The organism is Pseudomonas violetae (genome assembly GCF_023072615.1).
Lineage (GTDB): Bacteria > Pseudomonadota > Gammaproteobacteria > Pseudomonadales > Pseudomonadaceae > Aquipseudomonas > Aquipseudomonas violetae.
On record NZ_JAKNRW010000008.1, the window covers coordinates 160,878 to 186,960 of the forward strand.

Below are 26,083 nucleotides of genomic sequence, written 5' to 3' on the forward strand. Positions count from 1 at the left end.
CATCTCTGCATTGGCCGGCGGGGGGGCACACAGCGTGATGGGACAGTTATCGAGTGGGCAGGAGCTGTTTTACTCGTTCAACCTTGAAGATCATCCCCGCCAATCGCCTTCTGCGTAGCATTGATCGGTGTCTCGATCTGAGCGACCTGCGCCACTACCTTGCCGATTTCTATAGCCCGATTGGGCGTCCTTCGATTGCTCCTGAACTGATGATTCGCATGTTGATCGTGGGCTATTGCTACGGCATTCGCTCCGAGCGGCAGCTGTGCGAAGAGACCCGTTTGAACATGGCGTATCGCTGGTTCTGCCGGTTGAGCCTTGAAGACGAAATTCCTAATCACTCGACCTTTTCCAAAAATAGCCACGGCCGTTTTCGGGGCAGTGATCTGTTTCGCTGATTGTTCAATGAAGTACTGCGTCGCTTCATGGACGCCGGTTTGGATAAGGGCGAAGGCTTTGCCGTGGACGCCAGCATCATCAAAGCGGATGCGAGTCGGCAGCGCGGCGTACCGGGAGATGAACAGGTCAACTGGAGCGATCCGGCCCTGAGCACTCACGCCGTGCGTGAGAGTCTTGAGGCACTCGATGAAGAGACTCTGGCCGAAACGCTATCGAAGCGCCTATCGCTGACGGATCCTCAAGCCCACTGGACCGCAGCTCCAGGTGGCCCAGCGTTCTACGCTTATTCGACGAATTATCTGATCGACACCGGGCACGGCGTGATCATGGAACTAGCCATGCGCAACAGCGCGTGCTTCATCGAGCGCAGCTGAAATCACGCTGCTTGGCTCGGCTGCAAGGAGGTCCTGTGGACGCTTTCCTCCAAGCCATCCGTTTGGAGAGACAAACCAGAACGAAACGCCTCAATCGCCTTTCGGGGGACAGAAAATAGACAACACATCCTTAAGGCCGGGAATTGGACTGGCTCCGCCTTGCGCTGTGAAGGCGTAAACTGGAAAAAAATGCAGCCATCATGATTGATTGAGAAGATCCGACGGTCAGCTTCCCACTCTTTAAGAGCGGGACTCAGGACCTGAAGGTGGATACCCAGATGGTTAGCCAAATCTTGAACCGGCAGGAAGTCGCCACACGTCAGAATGTGAGCTTTGGCGAGGGCAAACATTTCCCGTTCTCTCTCTTCGCTAGTCCGACGCTTCTCTTCTGTTCCTGTAAGCGCCCCTTCCGAAGGCGAACATCCAGCTGGCTCATGGCTCTGTACTGTTTTAGGAGAGCTCAAACCGCTCGCAAGTCGACCTACTAACTCGTACTCTGCTCCGAAATGGAATGCAGCATCAAGAAATCCGTGGCCTGCTTTCTTTGGTCTGTATGCAATCATATGAAGCGCCTCCCGCACGAGTCGGGCTTTCAAAAACCGCTTGCACGTTTTGACTTTCCGCCGTCCTTTCATGACTGACCTCTTGTGGACACCATCGGGCGCGGTGCATCGGCTGACAAAGAGTGGCTTCGACCATAGCGTGACGTCTCCAGCCTCGAGCGTTTAACAATCCCAGCCAAGGCGCGTCTTAGCTTTCTGCCCTCCCTGTGCAAGATGTGTATCGCACGGGACCGGATCTCTTCCATTAACGATTTCAAGCACTCTCATTCGCCAAGGTCGCGCAATACTTCAATTGGATGGCCCAAGGGACCGTCGCCCCGAAGCAGATCTACAGACGATGCTGAAGGCAGATCCCTGCAATCCCGATGAGGGTCACCCGCTCGTGTTTCTACGCCAAGCGTATCAGACGCCTGACTCCTGATGTTGAGCGGCTTCGGCTGCGCAGTCCGGTCATGAACTGTTCACACAAAGTCGAAGTACTGCGGGCAGTCGCAACGTGAAGACGGTGACCAACTGGACCGATTCATGGGTGCCGTTTATTACGCCCGCGGTTCGGGCGTTATCACATGCGCCAGAGCATGAGTCGCCGAGGAAATTGCTGGGACGATGCGCTGATGGAGCGTGTATTCCGGAATTGAAAACCGAACGGATACCACACACGGGCTACCGAACAGCCCAAGAGGCCAAGCGTGACATCATTCATTTTTGGTGCACCGGTACAATTGAATTCGGCCACATTCAACAATGGAATGGTGCCAGCTCGGTCCAATAAAAACTAAACGTCCTGTCCAGAATTAGTTGACCACTACAGTTCCCGCGCCGGCTTCGCGTACAAAGGCGCATACAGGTGCTGCCCACAGAGCTCCGAAGCACGGTTGGAGATTCGGGGGATTTGCGAACGGAGAAGCCGCTTTGAATACCAAATACGACGGTTTTTTTTCATGCGAAGATCCAGCTCTCCGAGCTTATAGACACTCTGCGAGGTCCGATAAACCACTGCGGTATCATTCGTTTCGACGCCTTCAAAAAAAACGATCTGCACGAGGTCCTCCAGGCTCCATGCATCCCCACCGTTCACCGTAGGCGGGCATAGCATCTGCAATTCTTCAATGACCACGTCCTCAGAACAATGCAAGTAATACTGAAGCTCATAAGCGCAATTGATCATTGCTGCACGGTCGCGCTTTCCAGTGTGGACTGACGTAATAGTTGCGAGAAAGCATGGGCCTTCAACTTCACAATGCGACCTCGCAATAACTGCGCGGCCCGCGGGGTCAAGCATGTAGATCACTGGTACACCATAGCGAGTTTTGCCTGCACCGACTGTTGCGGCCTAGATTGGAAATAATCGCCAGCAAGAGGTTCGAAAACCATACCCCGCGAGTACCCGCGACATTGGTCGATTAGACGAGGGATGAAATGCCCTACACCACAATCACCACGAATACATTTAGTGGAGCCACAAAAGACAATGTCTACTTAGGCATATGAGGTCGACTGATCTCCGCTGCGAATATCAAAAGCGCTGACAGTTGTATCGGTACTGGGGCGCCGACGATTCCGGAACTTCAAGTATGAAGGTGGAGTAAAGGGTGTATCTCGTTGCCATATGCTGGGTGTAATCGGACGGTTGGATGTAATGGCGCTGCGGGCGCGACCACGTCCAACAGATTTCAACTTCAGGCGATCTATTGCGATACCGCCACCAAGAGGCAATATTCCCGCACCCACTAAACCGTATCCAATGCCATTAGTCTCGTCGTTATCCACCACCATTAAAGCCAAGCCGGCAATCAACGTCAGCGTGCTTGCGGTCATCGTAACCGAGAAGCCGGTTGCTTTTAGCGCCCTCCAGTAATGACCACTGGGATCACTCCGATTGATCGGATCTGCGCCACAGAACACGTAGTCGTTTATCCCACCCTTGCCTAACGGGCTCCCGCTATCCGGGGTGTTGAACCGCATCAGCACCGGATTGAACTGCCGATACCCCTTGCCCAGATGGTAATGCCCGGTGACCGGGTCCGACCGTTCTCCTTTGAAGCCGAGCAAACCGACCGGGCCGCCTTGAATGGAGTGATGGCCGTATAAGCCAAGGGGGGAAGAACCCGACAGGTGCAACACTGAGCGTTGGTCGTCGGTGGCCACCAGGGCCGCAGCGACGTGGTCGCCCCGCTGTTCCTATTGCGCCAACACATGGTCATCGTGCTGGAAAACACTACGTGTCACATCATCTTGGATTTCCGTGGGCAGGCGGTTTCTGCAGTAGAAACGCCCCTTAGCCTTCGATCACACCCGTTGAACCTAGCCGTAACCTCAACCCTCGGATAATCAAAACTTCTGTCAACGGTGTGCGCCGAGGGGTCACTTATCGGACTTGATACTGGTCCACACCCGAGTACGCACCCGCTCCAACTTCTGCGGCAGCGGTTGCACGACATACAGGGTTTTCAAGGCTTCGCTGGTCGGCGTCAGGTTCGGGTTGCCGGTGATGTCCTTGTTGATGAGCGCGATCGAGTCCTTGTTAGCGTTGGGGTAACCGAGGAAGTCGCTGATGGGAGCGATGACTTTCGGGTCCAGCAGGGTATTGAGGAACTGGTGGGCCTCCTCAACGTTCTTCGCACTTTTTGGAATGGCAAAGGTGTCGAACCAGATCGGCGCACCTTCCTTCGGCAGACGGTAATCGACGACGACACCATTGCCCGCTTCCTTGGCGCGGTTGCCGAACTGATAGAAGCTGCCGGAGTATCCGATGGCGACGCAAATGTCACCGTTGGCAATGTCGGTCATGTATTTGGCGGAATTGAAGTAGGTGACATACGGGCGGATTTTCATCATCAACGCCTTGGCTTTTTCGTAGTCATCCGGGTTCTGGCTGTTGGGGTCCAGGCCCAGGTAATGCAGGGCCAGCGGCAGGATTTCCGAAGGCGAGTCGAGCATGGCCACGCCACAGGCCTTGAGCTTTTCCATGTTCTGGGGCTTGAACACCAGGTCCCAGCTGTCCACCGGGGCGTTCTCGCCAAGCGCCGCCTTGACCTTGGCCGGGTTGAAGCCAATCAGCACGGTACCGACCATGTAGGGCACACCGTATTGGTTACCGGGGTCGTTCTTGTTCAGCAGCTTGAGCAGCTCCGGGTCCTGGTGGCTCCAGTTCGGCAGCTTGGATTTGTCGAGTTTCTGGAACACGCCCGCCTTGATCTGGGTTTCGATGAACTGGTTGGACGGCACGACCAGGTCGTAGCCGGAGTTGCCGGTCAGCAGCTTGGCTTCCAGCGATTCGTTGGTGTCGAAGGTGTCCCAAGTCACCTTGATGCCCGTGTCCTTGGCGAAGTCCTTGGGCACCGATGGCAAGATGTAGTCGGCCCAGTTATAGACTCTCAATTCACGCTGTTCGGCCTGCACTGCGCTGCCCAGCAGCGTAAGCCCGCACAGGCCGGCGCCCAGAATGCGTTTCATCGTTTGCATTGATTTCCCCAAGTGTGACGTCAGTACGATGGTTTTTATGTTCTGTACACGGCAGCAGGCTTGAAAAATAGCCGAAGGCAAGAAGCAACAGGTATCTGGTCGTCGTGGCGACTTCTACCGATTCTTGCTGACACTCGGGTCGGTTCACAGTGGGGGGTTGGCCAAAAGGGGATCGAAACGGCCAAAATACCTGTCCGCAAATGGACGGTGAAGGGTTTGGTACTGAACACGAAAAAGCCCGCTCTAGGCGGGCTTTGAATTTCGAGTAGGCGGCCAGTGCTGGTCTCCGGCTTACAAGGTTTATCAGGACTCCCACACAAGCTCATTAAACATACGCTAGTGCTTCACACGGCATCAGGGCTGGATCTCAGCGCGGAGATCTTTCTAACCGTGTACCCTTCGGAACGCTGCCCCGCGTTTCCTCGCTATCCGCTTGCGCATCAGTCTGCGTCTTCACCTACACTTTCAGGATAGCAAAAACCTTCAATATTAAAACCGCCGGTTTAGACTGATTCGCTCTGGTGGTAGAACCTTGGGAACCTAAAACCAAATGACGACTCGCACTGAAAAAGCCATCCTTGCCGGTGGATGCTTTTGGGGAATGCAGGACTTGATCAGGCGCATCCCTGGCGTGGTATCGACGCGGGTAGGTTACTCCGGCGGCGATGTGCCCAATGCAACTTATCGCAATCACGGCACCCACGCCGAGGCGATTGAAATCGAGTTTGATCCGGATCAACTCAGCTATCGCCGGATCCTCGAGTTTTTCTTCCAGATCCACGACCCAACGACAAAAAACCGCCAGGGCAATGATGTGGGGACCAGCTATCGCTCTGCCCTCTTCTATCTGACTGATGAACAGAAAAAGATTGCCGAGGACACGGTAAAAGATGCTGATGCGTCCGGCAACTGGGCCGGCAAGGTAGTCACTGAAATCGAGGCCGCAGGTCCCTTCTGGGAAGCAGAACCGGAACACCAGGACTACCTCGAACGCTATCCCAACGGCTACACCTGCCACTTTATCCGGCCTGATTGGAAACTGCCCCAGCGCGGCTGACTGGCAATCAGGGATCCACCTGGCCCATCAATTCAGCAACGGTCTCCTGGCGCTTGGCATAACGCTGCGCCAGCACTGCACAGACCATCAGCTGAATTTGATGGAACAGCATCAGCGGCAGAATCAACACACCGATGGTGCTGCCGGCGAATAGCACTTGCGCCATCGGCACCCCGGTGGCCAGGCTCTTCTTCGAGCCACAGAACAGGATGGTGATGCGATCTTCCAGGCTGAAACCGAAAGCCTTGCCCAGAACCGTCGCTGCCACCAGCACCAGCGCCAGGAAGATGCAGCACACCAGCACCAGACCCGCCAGCTCCCACAACGGAATCTGCTGCCAGATGCCCTCGTTCACCGCCTCACTGAAAGCACCGTAAACCACCAGCAAAATCGAGCCCTGGTCGACGAATTTAAGCCAGCTCTTGTTACGGGCTACCCACGCCCCTATCCAGCGTCGGGCGATCTGCCCGGCAATGAATGGCAGCAACAATTGCACGCTGATTTTCATGATCGCATCGAGGGTCGATCCGCCGTCGCCGTGCACGTCAAGGAGCAAGGTCACCAGCAATGGCGTCAGGAAGATCCCGAACAGGCTGGACGCCGCCGCGCTGCAAATGGCTGCAGGGATATTGCCCCGTGCCAGGGAAGTGAAGGCGATCGCCGATTGCACTGTCGCGGGCAACGCGCAGAGATAGAGCATGCCCATGTACAGGTCGTCACCAATCAATGGCGACAACAGCGGTTTTAGCGCCAGCCCCAGTAGCGGGAACAGCACAAAGGTCAGGCCGAATACCAGCAGGTGCAGGCGCCAGTGGCCGGCGCCGGCGATGATCGACTCGCGGGAAAGCTTGGCACCGTGCAAAAAGAACAGCAGCGCAATGGCGATATTGGTCAGCCAGCCAAAGCCCACTGCTACCTGACCGCTGGCAGGTAGCACGCTGGCGATGACGACCACGCCAATCAGGGTCAGGGTGAAATTGTCGGGTAGGAAGCGAGGGCGAGTCATCAGATCATCATCCGGGGGTTGCCAAGAACGTGGAACCGACTCTAACGTGCCTGTTAATTACCGACTAACGCCGATGAGCCAACTGATGCCTCCTAAAGGACATGATAAAAGCGTAAGGCGCAGTGTGCCCGGGCTTCCCAGCCTACCAAGACCGGTTTACGGTCGTACCGAATCACTGCCCAACCGCGCCCTGACCCGTCGCCACAGCCACCCGTGGGTGCAGTTGTCGTATGCGATTCAGGGCGTGCTAGAGGTGCAGACCAGCATGGGGCGCTTCGTAGCGCCACCCGAGCGGGCGGTATGGATACCGGCGGGCATGCAGCATCGGGTGTTCAGTTCGCCGCGCACGGAAATGCGCAGCCTGTACCTTGATTGCAGCGTGACGCAGTGGGCACCGCCGCGCTGCCATGTGCTGGGGGTCAGTGACTTGTTGCGCGAGCTAATCCGGGCGTTCAGTAAAATCCCTGTGGAGTATGAGCAGGACGGCGCCCACGGGCGCCTGACCCAAGTATTGCTGGACCAGCTCGCCGTGGCGCCGCCGATCGATCTGATGCTGCCGCTGCCTCAGGATCTTCGCTTGCAGCAGATCTACCAGAGCCTGCAATCCCATCCGGAACAACAAACGACCCTGGCACACTGGAGCCAGAAGTTCGGAGTGACGGAAAAGACCCTCAGCCGCCTCTTCCTGCGCGACACCGGCCTGACCTTCCGCGCCTGGCGCCAGCGCTTGCGCCTGCTGAAAGCGCTTACCCCGCTGGAACAGGGTGAGCGAGTGACGGATGTGGCGCTGGCTTGCGGCTATGATTCGACCTCGGCATTCATTGCGGCGTTTCGGCAGCAATTTGACGAGACGCCGGGGGAGTTTTTTCGGTAGGTCTCTGGTGAGCCAATGATGATTACAAATTCACCAAAAATCCCCGAATGCATCTCGACATCAGTAGGAGCCGAGCCTGCAGGTGTCATCAAATCATCGGCGAAGTGCTCACGATCCGCAGCGCCAGGCCCTCATAGGCATCCAGAGTGATGGTGAAATCACCCTCGGCCGTCAGGTCGCCTTCTACTCGTTCATTAATGATGTCGACCACCGGGCCCTGCGCGATGTTGGGCAGGTGCAGGGTTTCGGTAATCGGCGTCGAGCCGAAGTTCAGTGCGGTGATTTGTGTGCCTTTGCCGGCAGGCAACTCATGCACCATGACCAACAGGCCCGGATGCTGTACATCCGGCACCAGTATCTGGCGGCTGGCGGCGATGTCATAGGCACGACGCGCGGCGAGGATTTTCTGCAGCTGAGAAGCGAAGGAATCAGGGTCCTTCAATTGGGTCGGCAAGCTGCCATATAGGGTCTTCGGCCGCGGCATCTGCCCCGCCGACAATGGCGCATCGGGGTTCAGATCGACCAGATCATAAGCACCCCGATGAATCCAGCGGGTATCGCCATCGAGCATCAGGTGCTCGACCTGCTCGGCCGGCAACGGCAAAGCGCCCACCAGATCCCAGCCGGACAAGGCAAAGACCCCGGGCTGCATCGCGTTGTACATCACCAGCAGCAGGTGCACTTGTCGGATTTGCGCGATATCTGCCGGGGTGATCGCATCAAGATCGCGAATACCCAATGCTGCAGTGATAATGCTCGCCGTGGTGCACGACACGCCATTGGTGACGAACTTCAAGTTATAGGGCGCGTGCTCCCCGGCAAGGCGTTCGTACATCTGCTCGCGGATGTGCTCGCGCAGGATATTGCCGGGGAAGGTCTGGCCCTGATACAGGTAGGTGTCATGGGCATGCAGCGTCCAGAAATGCACCAGTTCCAGGGTCAGTTCATCGTGGTTTTGCAACGCATGGATCAGCGAACCAGGGTCGATGCCCAGGGTGTGCATCTGCCGCAGCATCAAGCGCAGGAACTCGGTATCCCCCATCAACAAGGCATGCTGATAAGCCGGGCGGGTGATGAAGTCATAGGACAGGTCCGCACCGCCATGGGACATGGCGGCGATGTCATCCACGGTCAGGTTCAACTCCTGGAAACTGAACCCGCCGGCCTTGCGGATCGCCCCGGCCAATAGCTGATTACCGGTGATCGACAACGGGTGACTCTCCGACCAGGCGGTGCCATCGAGCTTACGCTCCACGCCGAGAAAGCCATTGGCGTCCAGGCGCAGGATCTTCGCGCCCATCACATCGATGGCGTGCAAGGCGTCGCCTATGATCATCTGCTGCGCCGCAAAGGTCGGGTCCAGCCAGTTCAACGACGGCTGGCCCTCCTTGAAGTAGTGCAGGTACACCCAGCGCCGCGGCTTGCCGTCGACGCCGATAACCACCGGCGTGGCGCTCCAGTCGGTCTCCTTGACCCCAGGCTCGAAGAAGATCACCCGCTGCAACTGGCCGACGATGTAATGCTTGTCCCTCAGGACATCGACCTGCAGCGGGCTGAGGTTGTGCGCGTCGCGACCTTCTTCGATCTCTGGCAACAGGGGCCAGTCTTCTTCACGAATCTCGACCATGTGGTAGAGACCCGGGTAATCCTCGTAAGCCATCTCAGCCAGGCGAAAATCCGCGCCCTTGCCGGTGTGCGAAGGAATCACGTCGTCGATGATCACCGCGTTATGCGCGGCGGCCATGCGGGTCAGCGCCTGCAACTGTGCCTCGGTGCCCAGCTGCGGGTCGATCTCGAAACTGATGCGGTCGAAGTTACCGTCAATGGTCGGTGTCAGTTCCGTGCCGCGCAAACCACCAGACATTTTCAGCGGGCCGTTGTGGATACCCTGGATGCCGATTTTCGACAGCGCATGCCACAGGGTTTCATCGCCCAGCGCCTCAAGCACGGTACCGTCTTCGCGGGTGACGATGGATGCCGGGTACGCGGTAAACCAGACCGAAGACAGCGCCGAAGCATCCCGAGGCCGGGTATGCGCGAAGGGCTGTTGCCACAGGCGACCCTGCCCCGAGTAGAGCTTGGCCCGCTGCCGGGCAGCGTGCAGCATTGATTGTTCAACCAGCCAGGACACATGGTTATTTTCCGCTGCCGTCATATAACAATCACCTGTGTTCGGGAATCGAAATCGCAGTCGGCCATTGCAGTCCAATGGCACCGCTCGTGTTCATATGAGGGCCTGGGGCGGCATTCGTTGCATCCTCGACCGCAAGCTGGGCTTCTTTCTCAGCGACCACCACCGCTGGTTGCTGCAGACTGGCTGGTGGGTCGGTCAGTCGCCTGAATGTGCTCGATGAGCCCCTCGATCAAATGGTCGAGGCTCTGCGCCCGTGCCAGCGCGGATTCATCCGAGTTACGCCGCAATTGAAACCGGCTTGGCGCTAAACGCCAATAATCTGTTCGACAAGCGCTACTGCACCGCAGGCTACAACCATGGCCGCAATGACCCTCTGCGCATCAAAGCAGGCCTGAGCAGCGGGGGCCGTCAGCAATGAAGCCTGGAAGGCCGAGCCCCGCGCGCGATGAGCAATGGCACTGACTGCTCCTCATCCGTCAGCGCCCCATGGTGTCCGACCCAGGACGTCTGGAACGGCTCGCGCAGCGATCGAATCAACCCTGCGCCCTCACCTGCCACCACCACAAGGTCGCCAATCCGCGCGCAGGCCGCCTCCACCACATACACGCCGAACAGGCCGCGCACCACAGCCTCTTCACGCGTAAACACCCTGAAATTCTCACCGAGTGTCTCCCGCCAACGTGCGAGCACCTCGCGATCCACACAGTCCTGCAGATAGACATGCCTGGCGCGAATGTCCGCGCAAATACTCGACACGCCGATCTGCAAGACCGGATTCAGATCGAAATCCATCACCTTGGCATCGTCCAACGTGGTCATGCCGTGGTCCGCAGTCACGATCAGCACGGTGTCGCTGGCAATGCATTCGCTTAGCCGCTGGATTTGTTGATCAATGTCTTGAAGTACACCCTGCCAAGCCTCGGAGCCCGGGCCATGCAAGTGCCCAACGTGGTCCAGCTCGCCGAAATACAGGTACGACATCTGCGGCTGAGGGCATGTTGGCAGTGAATGAAACCGCTCAACCAGGTCTTGCCGATCACGGAATGGAATGACCCTGGCACCCTTGAACACCGTTCGGGTGTAGGACGAGCCTGCGATGGCGGCCGGCAGGAACGCATTGATCGACACACCGAGCGCAACCGCCGCCAGCCATCCCGAGCGGCTTAAAACGACATTATCTTCACCCGCGGCCTGGTCGTGATCACCCGTGCGCGGATCGTAAAGCTGCCAGGCCAAAGGGTTGAACAGCCTATCTTCAAGGTTGAAGGCAGCGCCTACCAGGCCATGCCCGCCGCTATCGGCTGCCGTCGCCAGTGACGCAAGGCTCGAAGCCGTAGTCGACGGAAAACCTGCCCGAAGCGACCGCCCTGCTCCGCTCAGGGAAGCGAGATACGGCGCACGATGCGCGTAAGCGTCCAAGAGGTCGGCGCCCAGTCCGTCGACAAGGCACAGCACAGCATGGCTGCACCGTGGCAGGTCGATGCCGGCAAAGTCATCGCCGACACCCAGCGAGGTGAAAATCGACCTTGTCAGGGCGGCCAGACCGGAAGTTGTTGGCGGGTACATGGGCATCTCCTTTGATAATCCTTTAGCCCGAGGGGCGCCGAACCTGCAAAGGAAACACTAAGTGCATTGCAACCCTATGCCAAGGGTGGAGTGCGATGCGGCCGGTTCAGGTATTCGCCGGTCAGCTCCGCCAGGATCAATGCGCAATGCACACCGATTTCAACTCGGTATACGCCTCGATCACCGCGCGCCCGAACTCTCGGCCCATGCCGGATTGCTTGACCCCGCCGAACGGCATCGCCGGGTCGAGCAGCACATGGGCATTGACCCACACGGTGCCGGCTTCGATGCGCGGGACCAGGTTCATCGCTTTGCCCAAGTCATTGGTCCACAGGCTCGCGGCCAGGCCGTAGCGGTTATCGTTGGCCAGTGCGATGACGGCGTCTTCATCGTCGAACGGCATGACGCCCAACACCGGGCCGAACACTTCTTCCCTGCTCACGGTCATACCATGGTGGATATCGGCCAGGATCGTCGGCTGCACGTAGAAGCCCTCGCCCGCGAGCAACTCCCCACCGCATACCACCCGCGCACCTTCCTGGCGAGCCAGTTCGATGTGCTTGAGCACACCTTGCTGTTGCTTGCGCGACACCAGCGGGTTGATCGCCGCATTGCAGTTCATGCCGGCGCCGATCGGCATGGCCGACACTGCTGCTGCGAGCCCTTCGACGAACCGGTCGTGGATCGAGCGATGCACATAAAAACGCGAGGCGGCGGCGCAGACCTGGCCGTTGTTCAGCAGGCCGCCTAGGATCGCGCCCTGGATGGCTTTGTCGATGTCGGCATCGGCGAGCACGATCATCGGGTTCTTGCCGCCCAGCTCCAGGGCGAAGCGCGTCATGTTCGCCATGCACGCCACGCCAACACTTATGCCTACCGCAGTGGACCCGGTGAAGGACACCTTGCTCACCAGCGGATGCGCCGTCAGCACGCCACCCACCGAAGCGCCGCCACCGGTCACAACGTTAAATACCCCGGCTGGAATCCCCGCTTCCAGGGCCAGTTCAGCCAGGCGCATGGCGGTCAGCGGGGTTTCCATGGCCGGCTTGATGATCACCGTGCAGCCGGTGGCCAACGCTGGCATCAGTTTCCAGGAAGCGATCAGCAGCGGGAAGTTCCACGGCACGATCCCGACCACGACACCGACCGGCTCACGCTTGGTGAATGCGGTGAATTTGGCACCCGGCGGCAGCGGGATCGACACGTCGAACGTCTGGCCTTCGATCTTGGTGGCCCAGCCGGACATGTAGCGCATGAACTCCACGGTGGCATTCAGGTCCAGCGCGCGGGCCATGTTGATCGACTTGCCCTGGCTCAGGGTTTCCAGCTGCGCCAGCTCCTCGGCGTGTTCTTCCACCAGGCGGGTGAAACTCAGGAGGATGCGTTCGCGATCCGCTGGACGCAAGCCCGACCACACGCCGGACTTGAATGCGGCATGGGACGACTGCACCGCCTGCTCGACGATGTGCAGCGGTGCATCGAGGGTCTCGCACAGCGTCTGCCCGGTGGCCGGGTTGACCACGGCAATGCTCTGCCCTTCGGCGAACACCCACTGGCCATCGATAAAGCAGCCATGCCGGCGTTCAAGGAAAGCAGCCACCTGCGGCAGGATTTCAACGTTGCTCATAAGTCACCTTTTATTTAGACGAGTTGTACAGCCCGTGAACCGGCTGATTACTGTTGTTCTTTGAGGTAGCACACGATCGCCTGGCGATCGTCCGCAGAAGCGAGGCCCATGTAGGGCATGTAGGTCCCCGGTACGAAAGCCTGGGGCTGAGCGATCAGTTGCGCGATGTTCTCGGCTTGCCAGTCGATGTCTTTATTGCGCATGGCCTGGGAATAATTGAAGCCTGCCAGCGAACCGGATTTGCGTCCGACCACGCCTGCGAGGTTAGGCCCCATCATCCCCGTCATGCCCTTGGTCACCGAGTGGCAGAGCGCGCATTCATTGGCGAACACCTGAGCGCCGTGGCCCTGATCCGACGCACAGTCGGCGGCCAGCGCGGCGCTGGCCAAGGCGTAAGAGAACAGACCGAAAAGCGGCAATCGCAGCGAACTGAACATAGGAAAACGACCCTGAAATCCGCGTGCCCGCCGGTGGCGAGCAACAACACTGAAATACCGATGCGGGGCACCGGGTGGTTGGATCGGATTGTCGATGCTCGTTGGCCTGAAGGATTTGCCCTGCGTGCCAGTCGTATTGGCGGGGCTGCCAAACCAGGCATTTTGGCAAGCACAGCCAACTCTTTGGCAACCACACAAAAGGCCGGGGAAATTCGCCGCCGTAGTATCGAAAAAGACCGCAACCCTGCGCTCAAGAACAAGAACGGATGCCACACGATGCCCAAGTCCCCCTTGCTTCGCCTCTCAACGCTCGCGCTGCTGATCAGCACAGGCAATGCCGGCGCCCATGAGCTCTACGCCGATGACGACACCCACGTGAACGCCACGCTGGAAGCGGTCTTCGGCATTTTCCATAGCCAGGAAAACTATGCGCTGTCCGGCCGCCTCGATCAGGGCTCGTCCTCGTGGCGCGAGGGCTATATCAAATATGGTCTTAACTTCGACCAGGGCCTGGCCGGAGCCGGCACTGCTTATGGCGCGGCAAACCTGATCAGTTCCGGCACTTGGGGCGACGGCGACGCTGCCGGCTTCAGTGACGGTTCCGAGCGCACTACCAAGTTTGAAGATGCTTACCTGGGTTGGCGCTCGGGCAAGTTGTTCGAGGTGCTGGGCGAAGATGGCGTCGACCTGTCGTTCGGCCGCCAGAACATCGTGGTCGGCGACGGCTTCCTGATCAACGGTGATGCCCTGAACATCGGCAAGGGCCTGGCCGACGGCGAATTCAACCGCGGGGGCGCCTACTGGCTGGCGGCGCGCAAGGCCTTCGACGAAACCGCCGTATTACGCCTGGGTGGTAAGGAAGGTTGGCGCAGCGACCTGATGTGGTTGAAGTCAAACAACCGCGCGCAAGCGAAAACCGAGATGTATGTTGGCACCCTCGAACACGTCAGCGAGGCCGGCACGGTAGGCTTGACCTACATCGACTCCACCGATGTCGACGAGCAATACGCCTCGCCTGCGCAGCTCGAACGCGACGGCATGAAGACCTACAGCCTGCGGGCGCAAGGCCATGCCGGTGTACCCAACCTGTTCCTTTCCGGCGAATACGCCAAACAGGACAAACCCCACACCGCCACCGAAGACGCCTGGTACCTGGAAGCCGGCTGGACCTTCGCCGACGTGCCCTGGACCCCGAACGCCAGCTATCGCTACAGCCGTTTCTCGGAAGGTTACGACACTTTGTTCTATGGTTTCAGTCGTGGTTTTGGCACCTGGTTCCAGGGTGAAGTGGCCGGCAACTATGCAGGGCCATTCAATAGCAATTCACGAATCCAGAACGTGACCCTGAAGGTCGCGCCCCTGGAGAACCTGAGTGTCGGTGCGATGTATTTCAACTACGACACCATCGATCGCAACCTTGGTAATGCCGACGGCCATGAAATCGATCTGTATGCCGAATGGCACGTGAACGACAACCTGACGGTGATGCCATTGGTGGGTCTGTATCAGCCGGACAAGAGCGCTGAGCAAGGTGGTACGCAGCTGGGGAACAATGACAGGAATCTGTACAGCCAGGTGGTGTTTGCGATGGGCTTCTGACCTGAACGAACACAAAACCCTGTAGGAGCTGCCGAGTGCAACGAGGCTGCGATCTGTTGACCCTGAAAATAAAAAGATCGCAGCCTGCGGCAGCTCCTACAGGGGATTGGTGTCGTTCCTAAAGCTTGAGTCGCCAACAAACTGTGGAAGCAAGGCTTGCCCGCGATGAACGGTATCGCGCAATCAGGCCTGGCTATACCGCTTGCGATATGCCCCCGGCGATACGCCGAAACGGGCTTTGAACGCCGAAGAAAAGTAACTCGAATCCGAGAACCCCCAGGCGTAGCACAGCGCCGAGAGTTTCTGTTCGCCATGGCAGTCGCGCAAGTTTTGCGCACAGAAATCCAGACGCCGGTGCTTGATGTATTGCGCCACCACCAACCCGCGTTTGGAGAACATCCGGTACAAGCCGCGCACGGAAATCCCCACGTCTTGCGCAATCGACTCCGGGCACAGCTCTTCGGTACTGATGTGTTCGTCGATGTAGGCGATGATCTTGCGAAACTGCCGCTCGTGGGTATCGCCAGCACTGTCGCGGGCGCTAATTCCTGGCAACAACAGGCTGGCCAGCGCGTCGAGCACCGCTTCGCTTTCCTGCATATCCAGGCCATCCTGCTGGCGGGTTTCCAGCACCAGCCTGTTGGCCATTGCCGCCAGGGGCGTGCCGGCGGCAATGCGTGTGGCGCAGTTGAGACCCGTGAAATGCGAACCCCGCTCCACCACCTGGCGCGGCAGGATCAATGACAGTTGCCGGGAGTCTTGATGGTAGGTCATGTCGCTCGGGCGGCTGGCGTCGATCAAAGCGATGTCCCCTGTACCCAGTAACGCACGATTGTCGCCCTGCTCCAGCTGCGATCTGCCGCGCATCTGGAACACCGCGTAGTAATGCCCGTCACTGCTGACGCTGACATCCTTGCTGGTGCGATACAGGTGCACGTGCGCCATGTCGGCGACACTCAGGTTGATGGCGCCGCTGCGAAACTCCGCCAACTCGCCATAAAAATCGCGGTCCAGCGCCCGGGCATCAAATCGCCCACAGGCCTGGTTGACCTGGCTCAACCATTGTTCGAACGCCTCATTGCGAACCGTCGAAGTAGTCATCATCACTGCAAAGCCTCACGTGTATTTTTATTGTTTTTTTCGACCGCTTCGTCGAGCGGTTCGGCAAATGTTCGCACCCGGCTGCCCCCTTCCCTTGCCTGCCACCGGCTCACCATTCTTCAGGCTCCAGTGTCGGCTTGCCAGCATTGTTTACGCTTCAAGTGCCACTACCAGACAAGCGGAAAGGCCGGCGCAAATCTGCTGGCTGAGGGATTTTTACGTGTTCGGCTGGCATTTGCCAATGACTGGCACAGACACACAACCACTTGGCAGCCACAGCAATTCTCCGAGTTCCCCGGCAAGGCAGAATCGAATTGCCGCGATTCGCGTGAACAATAATTCAGGGAGTTGCCCCTAATGCGAACCACCAGGATCACCGTACAGTCAGCGCTGAGTCTTAGCCTGTTAGTACTTGGCTTGAACAATGCCAGCGCGGACCTGCCCGCTGACACGATCGGCCAGACTGTTCTGGCCTTTCCACCGGAAGCCCACCGCACGTTCGTCGTTGATGTCGAATTCGAGAGTTTTGTGGCGGGCCGCGTCACCGTGGTCGACCCCGATAAAAAACGCATCCTCGGCATGGTACCGACCGGCTTCGCCGCGCCCTCGACGCTCAGCCACGACCAGAAGACCCTCTACAGCGCCGACATCTTCTATTCCCGAGGCACTCGAGGCACCCGCACTGATGTGCTGACCGCCTGGGACAGTTCGACCCTGTCACCGGCCTGGGAGTTGCTGATTCCGACCAAGCGCGCCGAGTCGCTGACCCAGCGTTACGGCCTGAAGACCAGTGGCGACGATCGCTTCGTCTACGTCTACAACTTCACTCCGTCGACCTCGGTCACGGTGGTCGATACCCAGGCCAAGGCCGTCACCTCGGAGATCGCCATCCCCGGTTGCGTGCTCAACTACCCGGTCGGCACTCGCCGATTCGCCTCGCTGTGCGGCGACGGCAGCCTGCAGGTCGTTACCCTGAATGATCAGGGCCTGGAAACCGCCCGCAGCCGCACACCGTTCTTCGACCCCAACGCGGAGAAGCTGGTGGAGCGTGCAGTGAATGTCGGCGACACCTACTACTTCACCACCACGACCGGCACCGTGCGCCCAGTGGATTTCGCCGCCGATGCGCCAAAAATCCTGCCGTCCTGGTCGCTCACCAGCGACGAGGAGAAGAAGGCCGGCTGGGCGCCCGGTGGCTGGCAGCTGATGGCGGTGGCGCCAAAGTTGAACCGCTTGTATGTGCTGATGCACGACGCTCATGAACCGATGAAGTGGGAAGACCCGAGTCCGCTGATCTGGGCCTTCGATCTGAAAACCCACAAGAAAGTCGCGACCTTGGAAGCACCGGTACCGGTGTGGAGCATGCAGGCGACCGGCGACGACAATCCGCTGTTGCTCGGCACCGACGTGGAAGGCGGTTTGCAGATTTTCGACCTCAAGACCAACAAGCTCACCGGCAGCATGGCCAAGGTCGCGAAAACCGCGACCCAGGTCATGAGCTACTAACGAGGTTCGGCCATGTTTATCGATCCGATCTTCATCATCGCCAGCGCCCTGGCCATCGCCGTGCTGCTGGCCAGCGCCGCGACCCATAAGTTGCGTGCGCCGGCACGGTTTGCCAAACAGCTGGCGGATTACCAGTTGCTGCCCGACGCCCTGGTGCGCCCCGCAGCCCGGGTGATCCCGCTGCTGGAACTGGCGATTGCGTTCGCCTTGCTGGTTCCGGTCAGCCGTTCTTGGGCAGCGATGACTGCCGCCGGCCTGATCGCGCTGTACGCCAGCGCTATCGGCATCAACCTGTGGCGCGGTCGGCGTGACATCGACTGTGGCTGTGCCGGGCCGGACCAGGCGCAACCATTGCGCCCGGTGCTGCTGCTGCGCAACAGCATGCTGGTCGGCCTGGCGCTGCTGGCCAGCCTGGTGCCGATAGCCCGTGACCTGCATGTATTCGACGGCTTTGTGACCATCGCCGCCAGCGCCGTGGCGCTGCTGATTTACGCCGCAGCCGATGGCTTGCTGGCGAACTCCCCTCTTCTGCTCAAACTGATTGGTAGGTGATCAATGGACGGCTTAATCGTTTCCAACGCGTTGCTCTGGATTTTGCTTTTGGCCCTGGCATTCGCCGTGATGGGGCTGGTTCGTCAAATTGGAGTGCTGCACGGGCGCATCGCCCCGGCCGGAGCACTGATGGTCGATAAAGGCGTGGCCGTGAACGAGCCGGCGCCGCAAGTCACCGCGTCCGACCGCCAAGGTCGCCCGGTGAACTTCGGCTACGCCGGCGAGAAGTCCCAGCTGCTGTTCTTCCTCTCGCCGACCTGCCCGATCTGCAAGTCGCTGCTGCCGGCAATCAAGTCGATTGCCAAAGAACAGGCGGATCGTCTTGACGTGGTGTTCATCAGTGATGGCGACATGGACGCCCAGCAAGCGCTGATCCGCGAACACAAACTCGACGACGTCACCTACGTGGTGGGTCCGGAAGTGGGCATGACCTACCAGATCGGCAAGCTGCCGTATGCCGCGCTGATCGACAAGGCCGGCACCCTGCGCGCCAAGGGCCTGGTCAATTCCCGGGAGCACCTGGACAGCCTGTTCGAAGTCGAGCACCTGAAAAGCGCAACGCTGCAGGAATACCTGAACAGCCAGCCGCATCCACTCGCGCATGACCACAGCCACGGCCATAGCCACTGATTAGGCAGGGAGACTGTTATGAAATTGCTGGATCTGTTGTTTGAGCGTTCATCCCGTCGAGTCGCCGATACTACCTCGCGACGCAAATTGCTGGCACGCATGGGCTCGCTGATGGTCGCCGGCGCCGCGCTGCCCCTGCTGCTGCCGCTGGATCGTACCAGCAAGGCGCTGGCCGCCGATAACCCGAAAGCCGGTGACCCTGGTGACCCGAATAGCTGCGACTACTGGCGCTATTGCTCCATCGACGGTTTCCTGTGCAGCTGCTGCGGCGGCTCGGTGACCTCCTGTCCACCCGGCACCGAAGCCTCGCAGGTTACCTGGATCGGCACCTGCCGCAACCCGGCCGACAACAAGGACTACATCATTTCGTACAACGATTGCTGCGGCAAACAAAGCTGCGCGCAATGCGCCTGCACCCGTAACGACAGTGAAGAACCGGCCTACCGCCCGTTCAACAACAACGACGTGAACTGGTGCCTGGCCGCCAAATCGCACATCTATCACTGCACCGTTTCGATCATCCGCGGCGTCGCTGTCTAGTGCACACAAACCGTTGGTTGCCCACGCAACCGACGGCTTTTTCGCAGAGGTGTTTTTCATGCACAGGTTGCTGATCCTCGGTCTCGTTTGCGCCATGACCGCCCCGCTCGTTCATGCCCGAGCCATCCCCAACCCGGCGCAGCGCCATGCGCCGGGCAATGAAGAACTGCAAAAACCCATCGCCGAAGCCGGCTACGGCGTCGGCGTCAACTACCAGTTGCAATGCGCCGGCTGCCACCTGGGCAACGGCATGGGCTCCCCCGCCAACGACACTCCGCGCATGACCGGGTTCGTCGGCAACTTTCTCAAGGTGCCGGGCGGTCGCGAGTTTCTCGTGCGAGTGCCGGGCATGTCACAGTCGGCGCTGAACAACGCACAATTGGCCGACCTGCTCAACTGGCTGCTGCGCGAAGACGGCATGGCCGGCAAAAGCATGCCGGCCAATTATCAACCGTATAGCGCTGAGGAAGTTGCGCAGCTGCGCGCCGCAACCATGCTTAATCTGCCGGGTACTCGCGCCGAGCTGATCAAGGCGATGCGGGCGCAAGGTATCGCGATTAATGACGGAATGAGCAACTGACCTATTTGGGTTGCGCCACTGTACGCAAATAGGGCTTTATCGTTTTGAAACCGTCCGGGTACTTCTTCTTCGCGTCTTCATCAGATACCGAGGTCGGGATGATCACGTCCTGGCCCGGACGCCAGTTCACCGGAGTGGCCACGGTGTGTTTGGCATTGAGCTGGATGGCATCAAGCAGTCGCAGCACTTCATCGAAGTTACGCCCGGCGCTCATCGGGTAGATCAGCATGGCCTTGACCTTTTTATCCGGGCCGATGATGAACACCGAGCGCACGGTGGCGTTGTCCACGGCAGTCCGCGCGCCGCCACTGGCATTGGGATGAATCATGTCGTAGAGCTTGGCCACCACCAGGTTCTCGTCGCCAATCATGGGGTAGTTGACCGCGTGGCCCTGGGTTTCTTCGATGTCCTTGGCCCAGCTTTGATGGTTGCCCACCGGGTCGACGCTGAGCCCGACGATCTTGGTATTGCGCTTGTCGAATTCGGGCTTGAGCCCGGCCATGTACCCCAGTTCGGTCGTGCACACCGGGGTGAAGTCCTTGGGGTGGGAAAACAGAATGGCCCACTGATCGCCGATCCATTCATGGAAGTGCAGCGTGCCCTCGGTGCTCTCGACGGTGAAATCCGGTGCTTCGTCGCCAATACGTATGGTCATGAGCGTTCTCCTCGCGTTGAAGGTGGGAAACTGTTGGACGGATCAGTATAGGAGACGGCTGAGGAATCAGGCCTACAGTCTCAAGCTGGGGCCGGGGCAAAAAACACATTCACCTGCGCGCCACCTTGTACCGCACACAATCGTCATAAAAGCCCTGCCTGATCGCGGCCGGCTTGATCCGGGACGGGCTGTCGTAAGTCTGCTCGGTGATGCCCATGGCCATCATGCGCATCCACGGCTTGGTGAATCTGTAGGTCTGCAGCTTCTGCCGCGCTGCGTACAGGGAAACCCCTGCCAACTTCAACTCCTGGGCTTTGGCCGCCGTCCCCGCGCCCCAGCTGCACATGTAACGATCATTCGTCTTTAATTCCCTGGCTTCGGCCATCGCCGCCACACTGGCCAGCGCGCACGACATTAACGCGATCATCACACTGCGCATGTAGATTAGATCCTAACAATTTGAAATTAAATTGATTCTGATCAAAACCCGCAGCGTTCGGGGCCAGTAAAATGCCTTATCTCTACGTGAGAACAATTCTTGATATATAAAAGACACTTCTTGCTACATCCTGATTGTTAGCTATAGCTAGTAATCCCAATGTTCATCTAAAGTGAGGCAACGGAATGTCAGCCGCAAAAAAAATGACAGTGGGGCAGCTGACAATGTTGACGGCCGTCAACATGTTAGGCTCCGGCATCGTGTTGTTGCCAACCAAACTCGCCGAGGTCGGCGGAATCTCAATCCTCTCTTGGCTGATCACGGCCACCGGTTCCCTGGCACTGGCGTATGCCTTTGCACGCTGCGGGATGCTCAGTCGCAAGACGGGCGGCATGGGCGGCTACGCTGAATACACCTTCGGCAAGGCCGGCAACTACATGACCAACTACACCTACGGTGTCTCCCTGTTGATTGCCAACGTGGCGATCAGTATCACCGCGGTCGGCTACATACAGACGCTGTTCGACGTCAAACTCGATTCGCTACAAGTGGGCCTGGCAACCATCGCCTTGCTGTGGATTACCACGTTCGCCAACTTCGGCGGGGCGCGGATCACCGGCAAGATTGGTTCGATTACCGTCTGGGGTGTGATTGCGCCGGTAGTACTGGTGTCCACCGTCGGCTGGTTCTGGTTCGACAGCAGCGTATACGCGGCGGGATGGAACCCACACAACATGGGCTATCTGGAAGCTGCGGGCGCTTCCGTGGCGATCACACTCTGGGCTTTCCTGGGCCTGGAATCGGCGTGCGCCAACACCGACGCCGTGGAAAACCCGGAGAAGAACGTCCCGATCGCCGTACTTGGCGGCACCCTCGGTGCGGCGGTGATCTACATCGTATCGACCAACGTCATCGCCGGCATCGTCGGCAACCCGGAACTGGCCTCCTCTACCGCGCCCTTCGGGCTGGTGTTCGCCAAGATGTTCACCCCGCTGATCGGCGACATCGTGATGGCGGCCATGATCCTCGCCTGCATCGGCTCCTTGCTGGGCTGGCAGTTCACCATTGCCCAGGTGTTCAAGAGTTCGGCGGACACCGGTTACTTTCTGCCGATTTTCGCCAAGGCCACCAAGACCGGCACGCCGATTGTGGGCATGCTGATTCTGTTGGCCCTGCAGACGGCGATCGGTCTTCTGACCATCAGCCCGGACCTGAGCAAGCAATTCGATATTCTGGTCAACCTGGCGGTGGTCACCAACCTGGTGCCATACATCCTGTCCATGGCCGCCTTGATGACGATCCAGAAGGTCTCCAACGTACCGTCGGGCAAGGCACTGGCCACCAACATCATTGCCTGGATCGCGACGATCTACAGCTATCTGGCGCTGTACAGTTCTGGCGAGCAGGCGCTGATGCTCGGCGGCGTGGCGACGATCTTCGGCTACACGCTGTTCAGCTTCGTCAACAACCGCTTGATTTCGCTCGAAGCGCACAACAACAGCGTACCGACGCAGACAGTCAGCGCCCAGCACATCAAGGGCGAACCGGTGCCGGTGAATCACTTGAATACTGCACCTTTGGAGGTTAGATCATGACGGAATATAAAAACTCGCTGGGCATGCTCGCGCTGGTCGTGGGCACTCCCCCGGACAAACGTACCGTCTTCGGTCGCGCCCTGGACCAACTGATCCATGACGTGGAACAACGCTCCATCAGCGTACTGATGTCGGAAAGTCTGAGTGACGCAACGTCGATCCTGCGCTCGGACTCGGCCATCCAGTGCGTGTTGCTAAGCTGGGAGATGGACGAGAGTGAAGGCCATCAGGAATGCATCAAACTGCTGACTACCCTGCGCGAGCGCAACACACGCGTGCCGGTGTTCCTGATCAGCGACCGCAGTACAGCCTCGAACATTCCACTGGTGGTGATGCAGCATGCCGACGACTTCATCTGGCTGCCGGAAGACACCAGCCGTTTCCTCAGCGGCCGCATCATGGCGGCCATCGAGCGCTACCGTCAGGCCGCGCTGCCGCCGATGTTCGGCGCGCTGGTGAAGTTCTCCCGCTCCTACGAATATTCGTGGCACACCCCGGGCCATGCCGGCGGCACCGCATTCCTGAAAAGCACTGCGGGGCGCGCGTTCTACGAATTTTTCGGGGAAAATCTGCTGCGCTCCGACCTGTCGATTTCGGTCGGCGAGCTGGGCTCGCTGCTCGATCACAGCGGCCCGATCGGCCAGGGCGAGCGCTATGCCGCCAAGGTGTTCGGCGCCCACCGCACCTATTACGTCACCAACGGCTCGTCGATGTCCAACCGCGTCATCCTGATGGCCAGCGTCACGCGCAACCAGATCGCCCTGTGCGATCGCAATTGCCACAAGTCCGCTGAGCACGCGATGACATTATCGGGGGCGATTCCGACCTACCTGGTTCCGACACGCAACCGTTACGGCATCATTGGCCCGATCCTCCCGCACACCCTCAGCGCCGAAGGGGTCAAGGCGGCGATTGCCAACAACCCGCTGGTAAAGGAAGGCATCGATCCGACGCCGGTCCACGCCATCATCACCAACTCAACCTATGACGGCCTGACCTACAACGTCACGCGAGTTGAGAAGTTGCTGGGGGAAAGTGTCGATCGCCTGCATTTCGACGAGGCCTGGTACGGTTACGCGCGGTTCAACCCGCTGTACCGCGAGCGCTTCGCCATGCATGGCAGCCCGGACGATCACGATGAGTCCCGCCCTACCGTGTTCGCCACGCAATCGACCCACAAACTGCTGGCTGCCCTGTCCCAGGCGTCGATGATCCACGTGCGTAACGGTCGTAACCCGATCCCCCACGGGCGCTTCAACGAGTCGTTCATGATGCACGCCTCGACCTCGCCCAACTACGCGATCATGGCGTCCTGCGACGTCAGCTCGGCGATGATGGAGGCGCCCAGCGGGCAGATCCTGACCACCGAATCCATCGAAGAGGCGATCAGTTTCCGCCAGGTCATCTCGCGCATGCACCATGAAATGGCGAGCAATGACCAATGGTTCTTCACCTGTTGGCAGCCGCCGACCGTGCAAGTCGGCGCGGCGGCTGTGCCATTCCATGAAGTAGACCCGCAATTGTTGAAAAGCGAGCCGAACTGCTGGGTCCTGCACCCTAACGAGGTGTGGCACGGTTTTGGTGACATCGAAGACGGCTATTGCATGCTCGACCCGATCAAAGTCTCGGTGCTGAGCCCGGGCATGGGCGACGACGGCAATCTGCTGGACTTCGGCATTCCCGCCTGCGTGCTAACGGCGTACCTTGGTCGCCAGGGTATCGTGGTGGAGAAAACCACCGACTTCACCATCCTGTTTCTGTTCTCCATCGGCATCACCAAAGGCAAATGGGGCACGCTGGTCAACGCCCTGCTCGACTTCAAGCGTGACTATGACGAGAACGTCGAGCTTGAACTGTGCCTGCCGGACCTGCTGGCCACGAACCAGCAGCGCTATGCCGCAATGGGCCTGAAGGACCTGGCCGACGACATCTTCGCCGCCATGAAGAAGAACAAGACCACTTCCACCATGGCCCAGGCCTTCGGCATGCTGCCCCAAGCCGAGTTCAGCCCGGTGGAAGCCTACGAGAAGCTGGTGAGGAACGAGGTCGAACTGGTGACTCTGGAAGAAGCCGCAGGCCGCATTGTCGCGACCGGGATCGTACCCTATCCACCCGGCATCCCGCTGCTGATGCCGGGCGAGAACGCAGGACCTGCGGATGGGCCGTTACTGGCGTATCTGAAAGCGCTGGAAAACTTTGATAGATACTTCCCGGGCTTCACCCATGACACCCACGGCATTGAAACCGAGGACGGCGTTTCGCGGTTGCTGGTGTTGAAGTGAGGTAAGCCTTTGGGGGGCGCGGGTTTGCGCGGGGTGGCGGTGGGTCAGGCGATAATTGTGTTGCCTCACTACCGGCATCGCGAGCAGGCTCACTCCCACAGGGAATCTTCTCCGGACGCGGGATTTGTGCGTGACATCGGTTCAGTGTGGGGTTGAGGTAGTCTCGACTGCTATGATTGACCACCATGACCAACATGCCTGCGTTGCGCCAACCCTGCCCTCCTGGCGCCTGCGATTGCGGGCGCGACCCGCTCCTGGAAACCCCGGGCGCGGACGTGCGTATCCTACTGCTGACCCGGGCGGAAGAAAAACGTCTGCTCGAGCGTCTGGAGAACCTGCAGAGCCTCGGCGACCTGGAGCGGTTGCAACGGCGCATGCACGAACAACTGGGCATCTGCGTCGACATTGCGCCAGGCTTCAACGAAGTCCGGACCATGCGCGGCATCGCCATCTCAATCGCCGAACTGCCCGGCTTGTGCCGCAAGACCCGCGCATCGATCCCGGCGGCAATTCGGCGCGGGTTGGAGAAGCATCCGGAAGTGGCTTATGAACTGCTCAATGCCAAAGACTTGCTGAGGGATGCCTGAGGATGTGGGGGGGCCGCTTCGCTGCCCAGCGGGAGCAAGCTCCCTCGCCACGGGTATTCGGGCGTGGTCTATTGGGTTATTTCAGTCCGTTGGCTTATTCCGCGCTGGGATGGGGTTGAGGACTGTCTGCCAAAATTCGAAAACCAACCCATAACCTGTGGCGAGGGAGCTTGCTCCCGCTCGGCTGCGCAGCAGTCGTAAAAACATCGACCGCTGTGTGCCTGGGATAATGCAGGGGGCCGCTTCGCTGCCCAGCGGGAGCAAGCTCCCTCGCCACGGGTATTCGGGCGTGGTCTATTGGGTTATTTCAGTACGGTGGCGTATTTCGCGCTGGGATGGGGTTGAGGACTGTCTGCCAAAATTCGAAAACCAACCCATAACCTGTGGCGAGGGAGCTTGCTCCCGCTCGGCTGCGCAGCAGTCGTAAAAACATCGACCGCTGTGTGCCTGGGATAATGTAGGGGGCCGCTTCGCTGCCCAGCGGGAGCAAGCTCCCTCGCCACGGGTATTCGGGC

23 protein-coding genes and 2 pseudogenes are annotated in these 26,083 nt (G+C 59.2%); 14 read left to right on the plus strand and 11 right to left on the minus strand.

What is annotated here, in order from left to right; translation table 11 throughout:
- Window positions 1-34: 34 nt before the first annotated feature.
- Window positions 35-734: pseudogene (locus L9059_RS13165) on the plus strand (transposase); the annotation flags it as partial.
- A gap of 41 nt (window positions 735-775) precedes the next feature.
- Here the strand turns inward: L9059_RS13165 and L9059_RS13170 are convergent.
- Window positions 776-1,336 (minus strand): hypothetical protein, encoded by a 561-nt coding sequence (locus L9059_RS13170; protein WP_247291441.1) that lies wholly within the window; start codon window positions 1,334-1,336, stop codon window positions 776-778.
- Window positions 1,337-1,851: 515 nt separating this feature from the next.
- Between L9059_RS13170 and L9059_RS30930 the strand changes: the two are divergent.
- A pseudogene (locus L9059_RS30930) lies at window positions 1,852-2,138 on the plus strand (IS3 family transposase); the annotation flags it as partial.
- A 677-nt stretch (window positions 2,139-2,815) separates the two neighbouring features.
- On the opposite strand, the gene L9059_RS13185 reads toward L9059_RS30930, so the two are convergent.
- Both L9059_RS13185 and L9059_RS13190 read right to left on the minus strand, forming a co-directional pair.
- A complete protein-coding gene (locus L9059_RS13185; RefSeq protein ID WP_247291444.1) occupies window positions 2,816-3,484 on the minus strand; it encodes an RHS repeat-associated core domain-containing protein in 669 nt (222 codons plus the stop codon).
- 216 nt (window positions 3,485-3,700) lie between these two features.
- The gene (locus L9059_RS13190) at window positions 3,701-4,801 is read right to left on the minus strand and encodes a polyamine ABC transporter substrate-binding protein (RefSeq protein WP_247291446.1); all 1,101 of its coding nucleotides are present in this window, start codon (window positions 4,799-4,801) and stop codon (window positions 3,701-3,703) included.
- 550 nt (window positions 4,802-5,351) lie between these two features.
- On the opposite strand from L9059_RS13190, the gene msrA reads away from it, so the two are divergent.
- A complete protein-coding gene (gene msrA, locus L9059_RS13195; RefSeq protein WP_247291448.1) occupies window positions 5,352-5,858 on the plus strand; it encodes a peptide-methionine (S)-S-oxide reductase MsrA in 507 nt (168 codons plus the stop codon).
- A gap of 7 nt (window positions 5,859-5,865) precedes the next feature.
- Here the strand turns inward: msrA and L9059_RS13200 are convergent, their stop codons facing one another.
- Window positions 5,866-6,864: a bile acid:sodium symporter family protein gene (locus L9059_RS13200; RefSeq protein ID WP_247291449.1), complete on the minus strand. Its 999-nt coding sequence runs from the start codon at window positions 6,862-6,864 to the stop codon at window positions 5,866-5,868.
- An 85-nt stretch (window positions 6,865-6,949) separates the two neighbouring features.
- Here L9059_RS13200 and L9059_RS13205 point away from each other — a divergent pair, with 85 nt between their 5' ends.
- Window positions 6,950-7,738: an AraC family transcriptional regulator gene (locus L9059_RS13205; RefSeq protein WP_247291450.1), complete on the plus strand. Its 789-nt coding sequence runs from the start codon at window positions 6,950-6,952 to the stop codon at window positions 7,736-7,738.
- A gap of 88 nt (window positions 7,739-7,826) precedes the next feature.
- Here L9059_RS13205 and treS read toward each other — a convergent pair whose 3' ends face one another.
- Complete coding sequence (gene treS, locus L9059_RS13210; protein WP_247291451.1) at window positions 7,827-9,893, minus strand: maltose alpha-D-glucosyltransferase; 2,067 nt, start codon at window positions 9,891-9,893, stop codon at window positions 7,827-7,829.
- A 232-nt stretch (window positions 9,894-10,125) separates the two neighbouring features.
- Here treS and L9059_RS13215 point away from each other — a divergent pair, with 232 nt between their 5' ends.
- Window positions 10,126-10,290, plus strand: coding sequence for a hypothetical protein (locus tag L9059_RS13215; protein WP_247291452.1), 165 nt, complete (start codon window positions 10,126-10,128; stop codon window positions 10,288-10,290).
- Here L9059_RS13215 and L9059_RS13220 read toward each other — a convergent pair.
- From L9059_RS13220 to L9059_RS13230, 3 genes are all read right to left on the minus strand, one after another.
- The gene (locus L9059_RS13220) at window positions 10,281-11,438 is read right to left on the minus strand and encodes an alkaline phosphatase family protein (RefSeq protein WP_247291453.1); all 1,158 of its coding nucleotides are present in this window, start codon (window positions 11,436-11,438) and stop codon (window positions 10,281-10,283) included. The genes L9059_RS13215 and L9059_RS13220 overlap by 10 nt on opposite strands.
- A 136-nt stretch (window positions 11,439-11,574) precedes the next feature.
- The gene (locus L9059_RS13225) at window positions 11,575-13,065 is read right to left on the minus strand and encodes an aldehyde dehydrogenase family protein (protein ID WP_247291454.1); all 1,491 of its coding nucleotides are present in this window, start codon (window positions 13,063-13,065) and stop codon (window positions 11,575-11,577) included.
- Window positions 13,066-13,112: 47 nt separating this feature from the next.
- Window positions 13,113-13,502, minus strand: coding sequence for a c-type cytochrome (locus L9059_RS13230; RefSeq protein ID WP_247291455.1), 390 nt, complete (start codon window positions 13,500-13,502; stop codon window positions 13,113-13,115).
- A 276-nt stretch (window positions 13,503-13,778) separates the two neighbouring features.
- On the opposite strand from L9059_RS13230, the gene L9059_RS13235 reads away from it, so the two are divergent.
- Window positions 13,779-15,101, plus strand: coding sequence for an alginate export family protein (locus tag L9059_RS13235; RefSeq protein WP_247291456.1), 1,323 nt, complete (start codon window positions 13,779-13,781; stop codon window positions 15,099-15,101).
- A 183-nt stretch (window positions 15,102-15,284) separates the two neighbouring features.
- Here the strand turns inward: L9059_RS13235 and feaR are convergent, their stop codons facing one another.
- Complete coding sequence (gene feaR, locus L9059_RS13240; protein WP_247291459.1) at window positions 15,285-16,205, minus strand: transcriptional regulator FeaR; 921 nt, start codon at window positions 16,203-16,205, stop codon at window positions 15,285-15,287.
- Between the two features lie 354 nt (window positions 16,206-16,559).
- Between feaR and L9059_RS13245 the strand changes: the two genes are divergently transcribed.
- From L9059_RS13245 to L9059_RS13265, 5 genes are read left to right on the plus strand one after another with little or no spacing between them, the layout of a single operon-like run.
- Window positions 16,560-17,708: an amine dehydrogenase large subunit gene (locus L9059_RS13245; protein ID WP_247291461.1), complete on the plus strand. Its 1,149-nt coding sequence runs from the start codon at window positions 16,560-16,562 to the stop codon at window positions 17,706-17,708.
- A 12-nt stretch (window positions 17,709-17,720) separates the two neighbouring features.
- A complete protein-coding gene (locus L9059_RS13250) occupies window positions 17,721-18,260 on the plus strand; it encodes a MauE/DoxX family redox-associated membrane protein (protein ID WP_247291463.1) in 540 nt (179 codons plus the stop codon).
- 3 nt (window positions 18,261-18,263) lie between these two features.
- Window positions 18,264-18,890, plus strand: a complete 627-nt coding sequence (gene mauD / locus L9059_RS13255) for a methylamine dehydrogenase accessory protein MauD (protein ID WP_247291465.1) — start codon at window positions 18,264-18,266, stop codon at window positions 18,888-18,890.
- 18 nt (window positions 18,891-18,908) lie between these two features.
- The gene (locus tag L9059_RS13260; RefSeq protein WP_122838498.1) at window positions 18,909-19,430 is read left to right on the plus strand and encodes a methylamine dehydrogenase light chain; all 522 of its coding nucleotides are present in this window, start codon (window positions 18,909-18,911) and stop codon (window positions 19,428-19,430) included.
- A gap of 58 nt (window positions 19,431-19,488) precedes the next feature.
- Entirely contained in the window at window positions 19,489-20,010 is a 522-nt protein-coding gene (locus tag L9059_RS13265; RefSeq protein WP_247291467.1) for a cytochrome c, read from the plus strand.
- 1 nt (window position 20,011) lies between these two features.
- On the opposite strand, the gene L9059_RS13270 is transcribed toward L9059_RS13265, so the two are convergent.
- A complete protein-coding gene (locus L9059_RS13270; RefSeq protein ID WP_247291469.1) occupies window positions 20,012-20,665 on the minus strand; it encodes a peroxiredoxin in 654 nt (217 codons plus the stop codon).
- 109 nt (window positions 20,666-20,774) lie between these two features.
- A complete protein-coding gene (locus L9059_RS13275) occupies window positions 20,775-21,104 on the minus strand; it encodes a hypothetical protein (RefSeq protein ID WP_247291471.1) in 330 nt (109 codons plus the stop codon).
- Window positions 21,105-21,289: 185 nt separating this feature from the next.
- On the opposite strand from L9059_RS13275, the gene potE reads away from it, so the two are divergent.
- The 3 genes from potE to L9059_RS13290 all read left to right on the plus strand — a co-directional run bounded on the left by potE (window position 21,290) and on the right by L9059_RS13290 (window position 25,568).
- Entirely contained in the window at window positions 21,290-22,699 is a 1,410-nt protein-coding gene (gene potE / locus L9059_RS13280; protein WP_247291473.1) for a putrescine-ornithine antiporter, read from the plus strand.
- Window positions 22,696-24,981, plus strand: coding sequence for an Orn/Lys/Arg family decarboxylase (locus L9059_RS13285; RefSeq protein WP_247291474.1), 2,286 nt, complete (start codon window positions 22,696-22,698; stop codon window positions 24,979-24,981). The genes potE and L9059_RS13285 overlap by 4 nt, the downstream gene beginning before the upstream one ends.
- A gap of 185 nt (window positions 24,982-25,166) precedes the next feature.
- Window positions 25,167-25,568 carry a hypothetical protein gene (locus L9059_RS13290; protein ID WP_428480266.1) on the plus strand — a complete coding sequence of 134 codons (402 nt, stop codon included), beginning with the start codon at window positions 25,167-25,169 and terminating at the stop codon, window positions 25,566-25,568.
- Window positions 25,569-26,083: the final 515 nt, after the last annotated feature.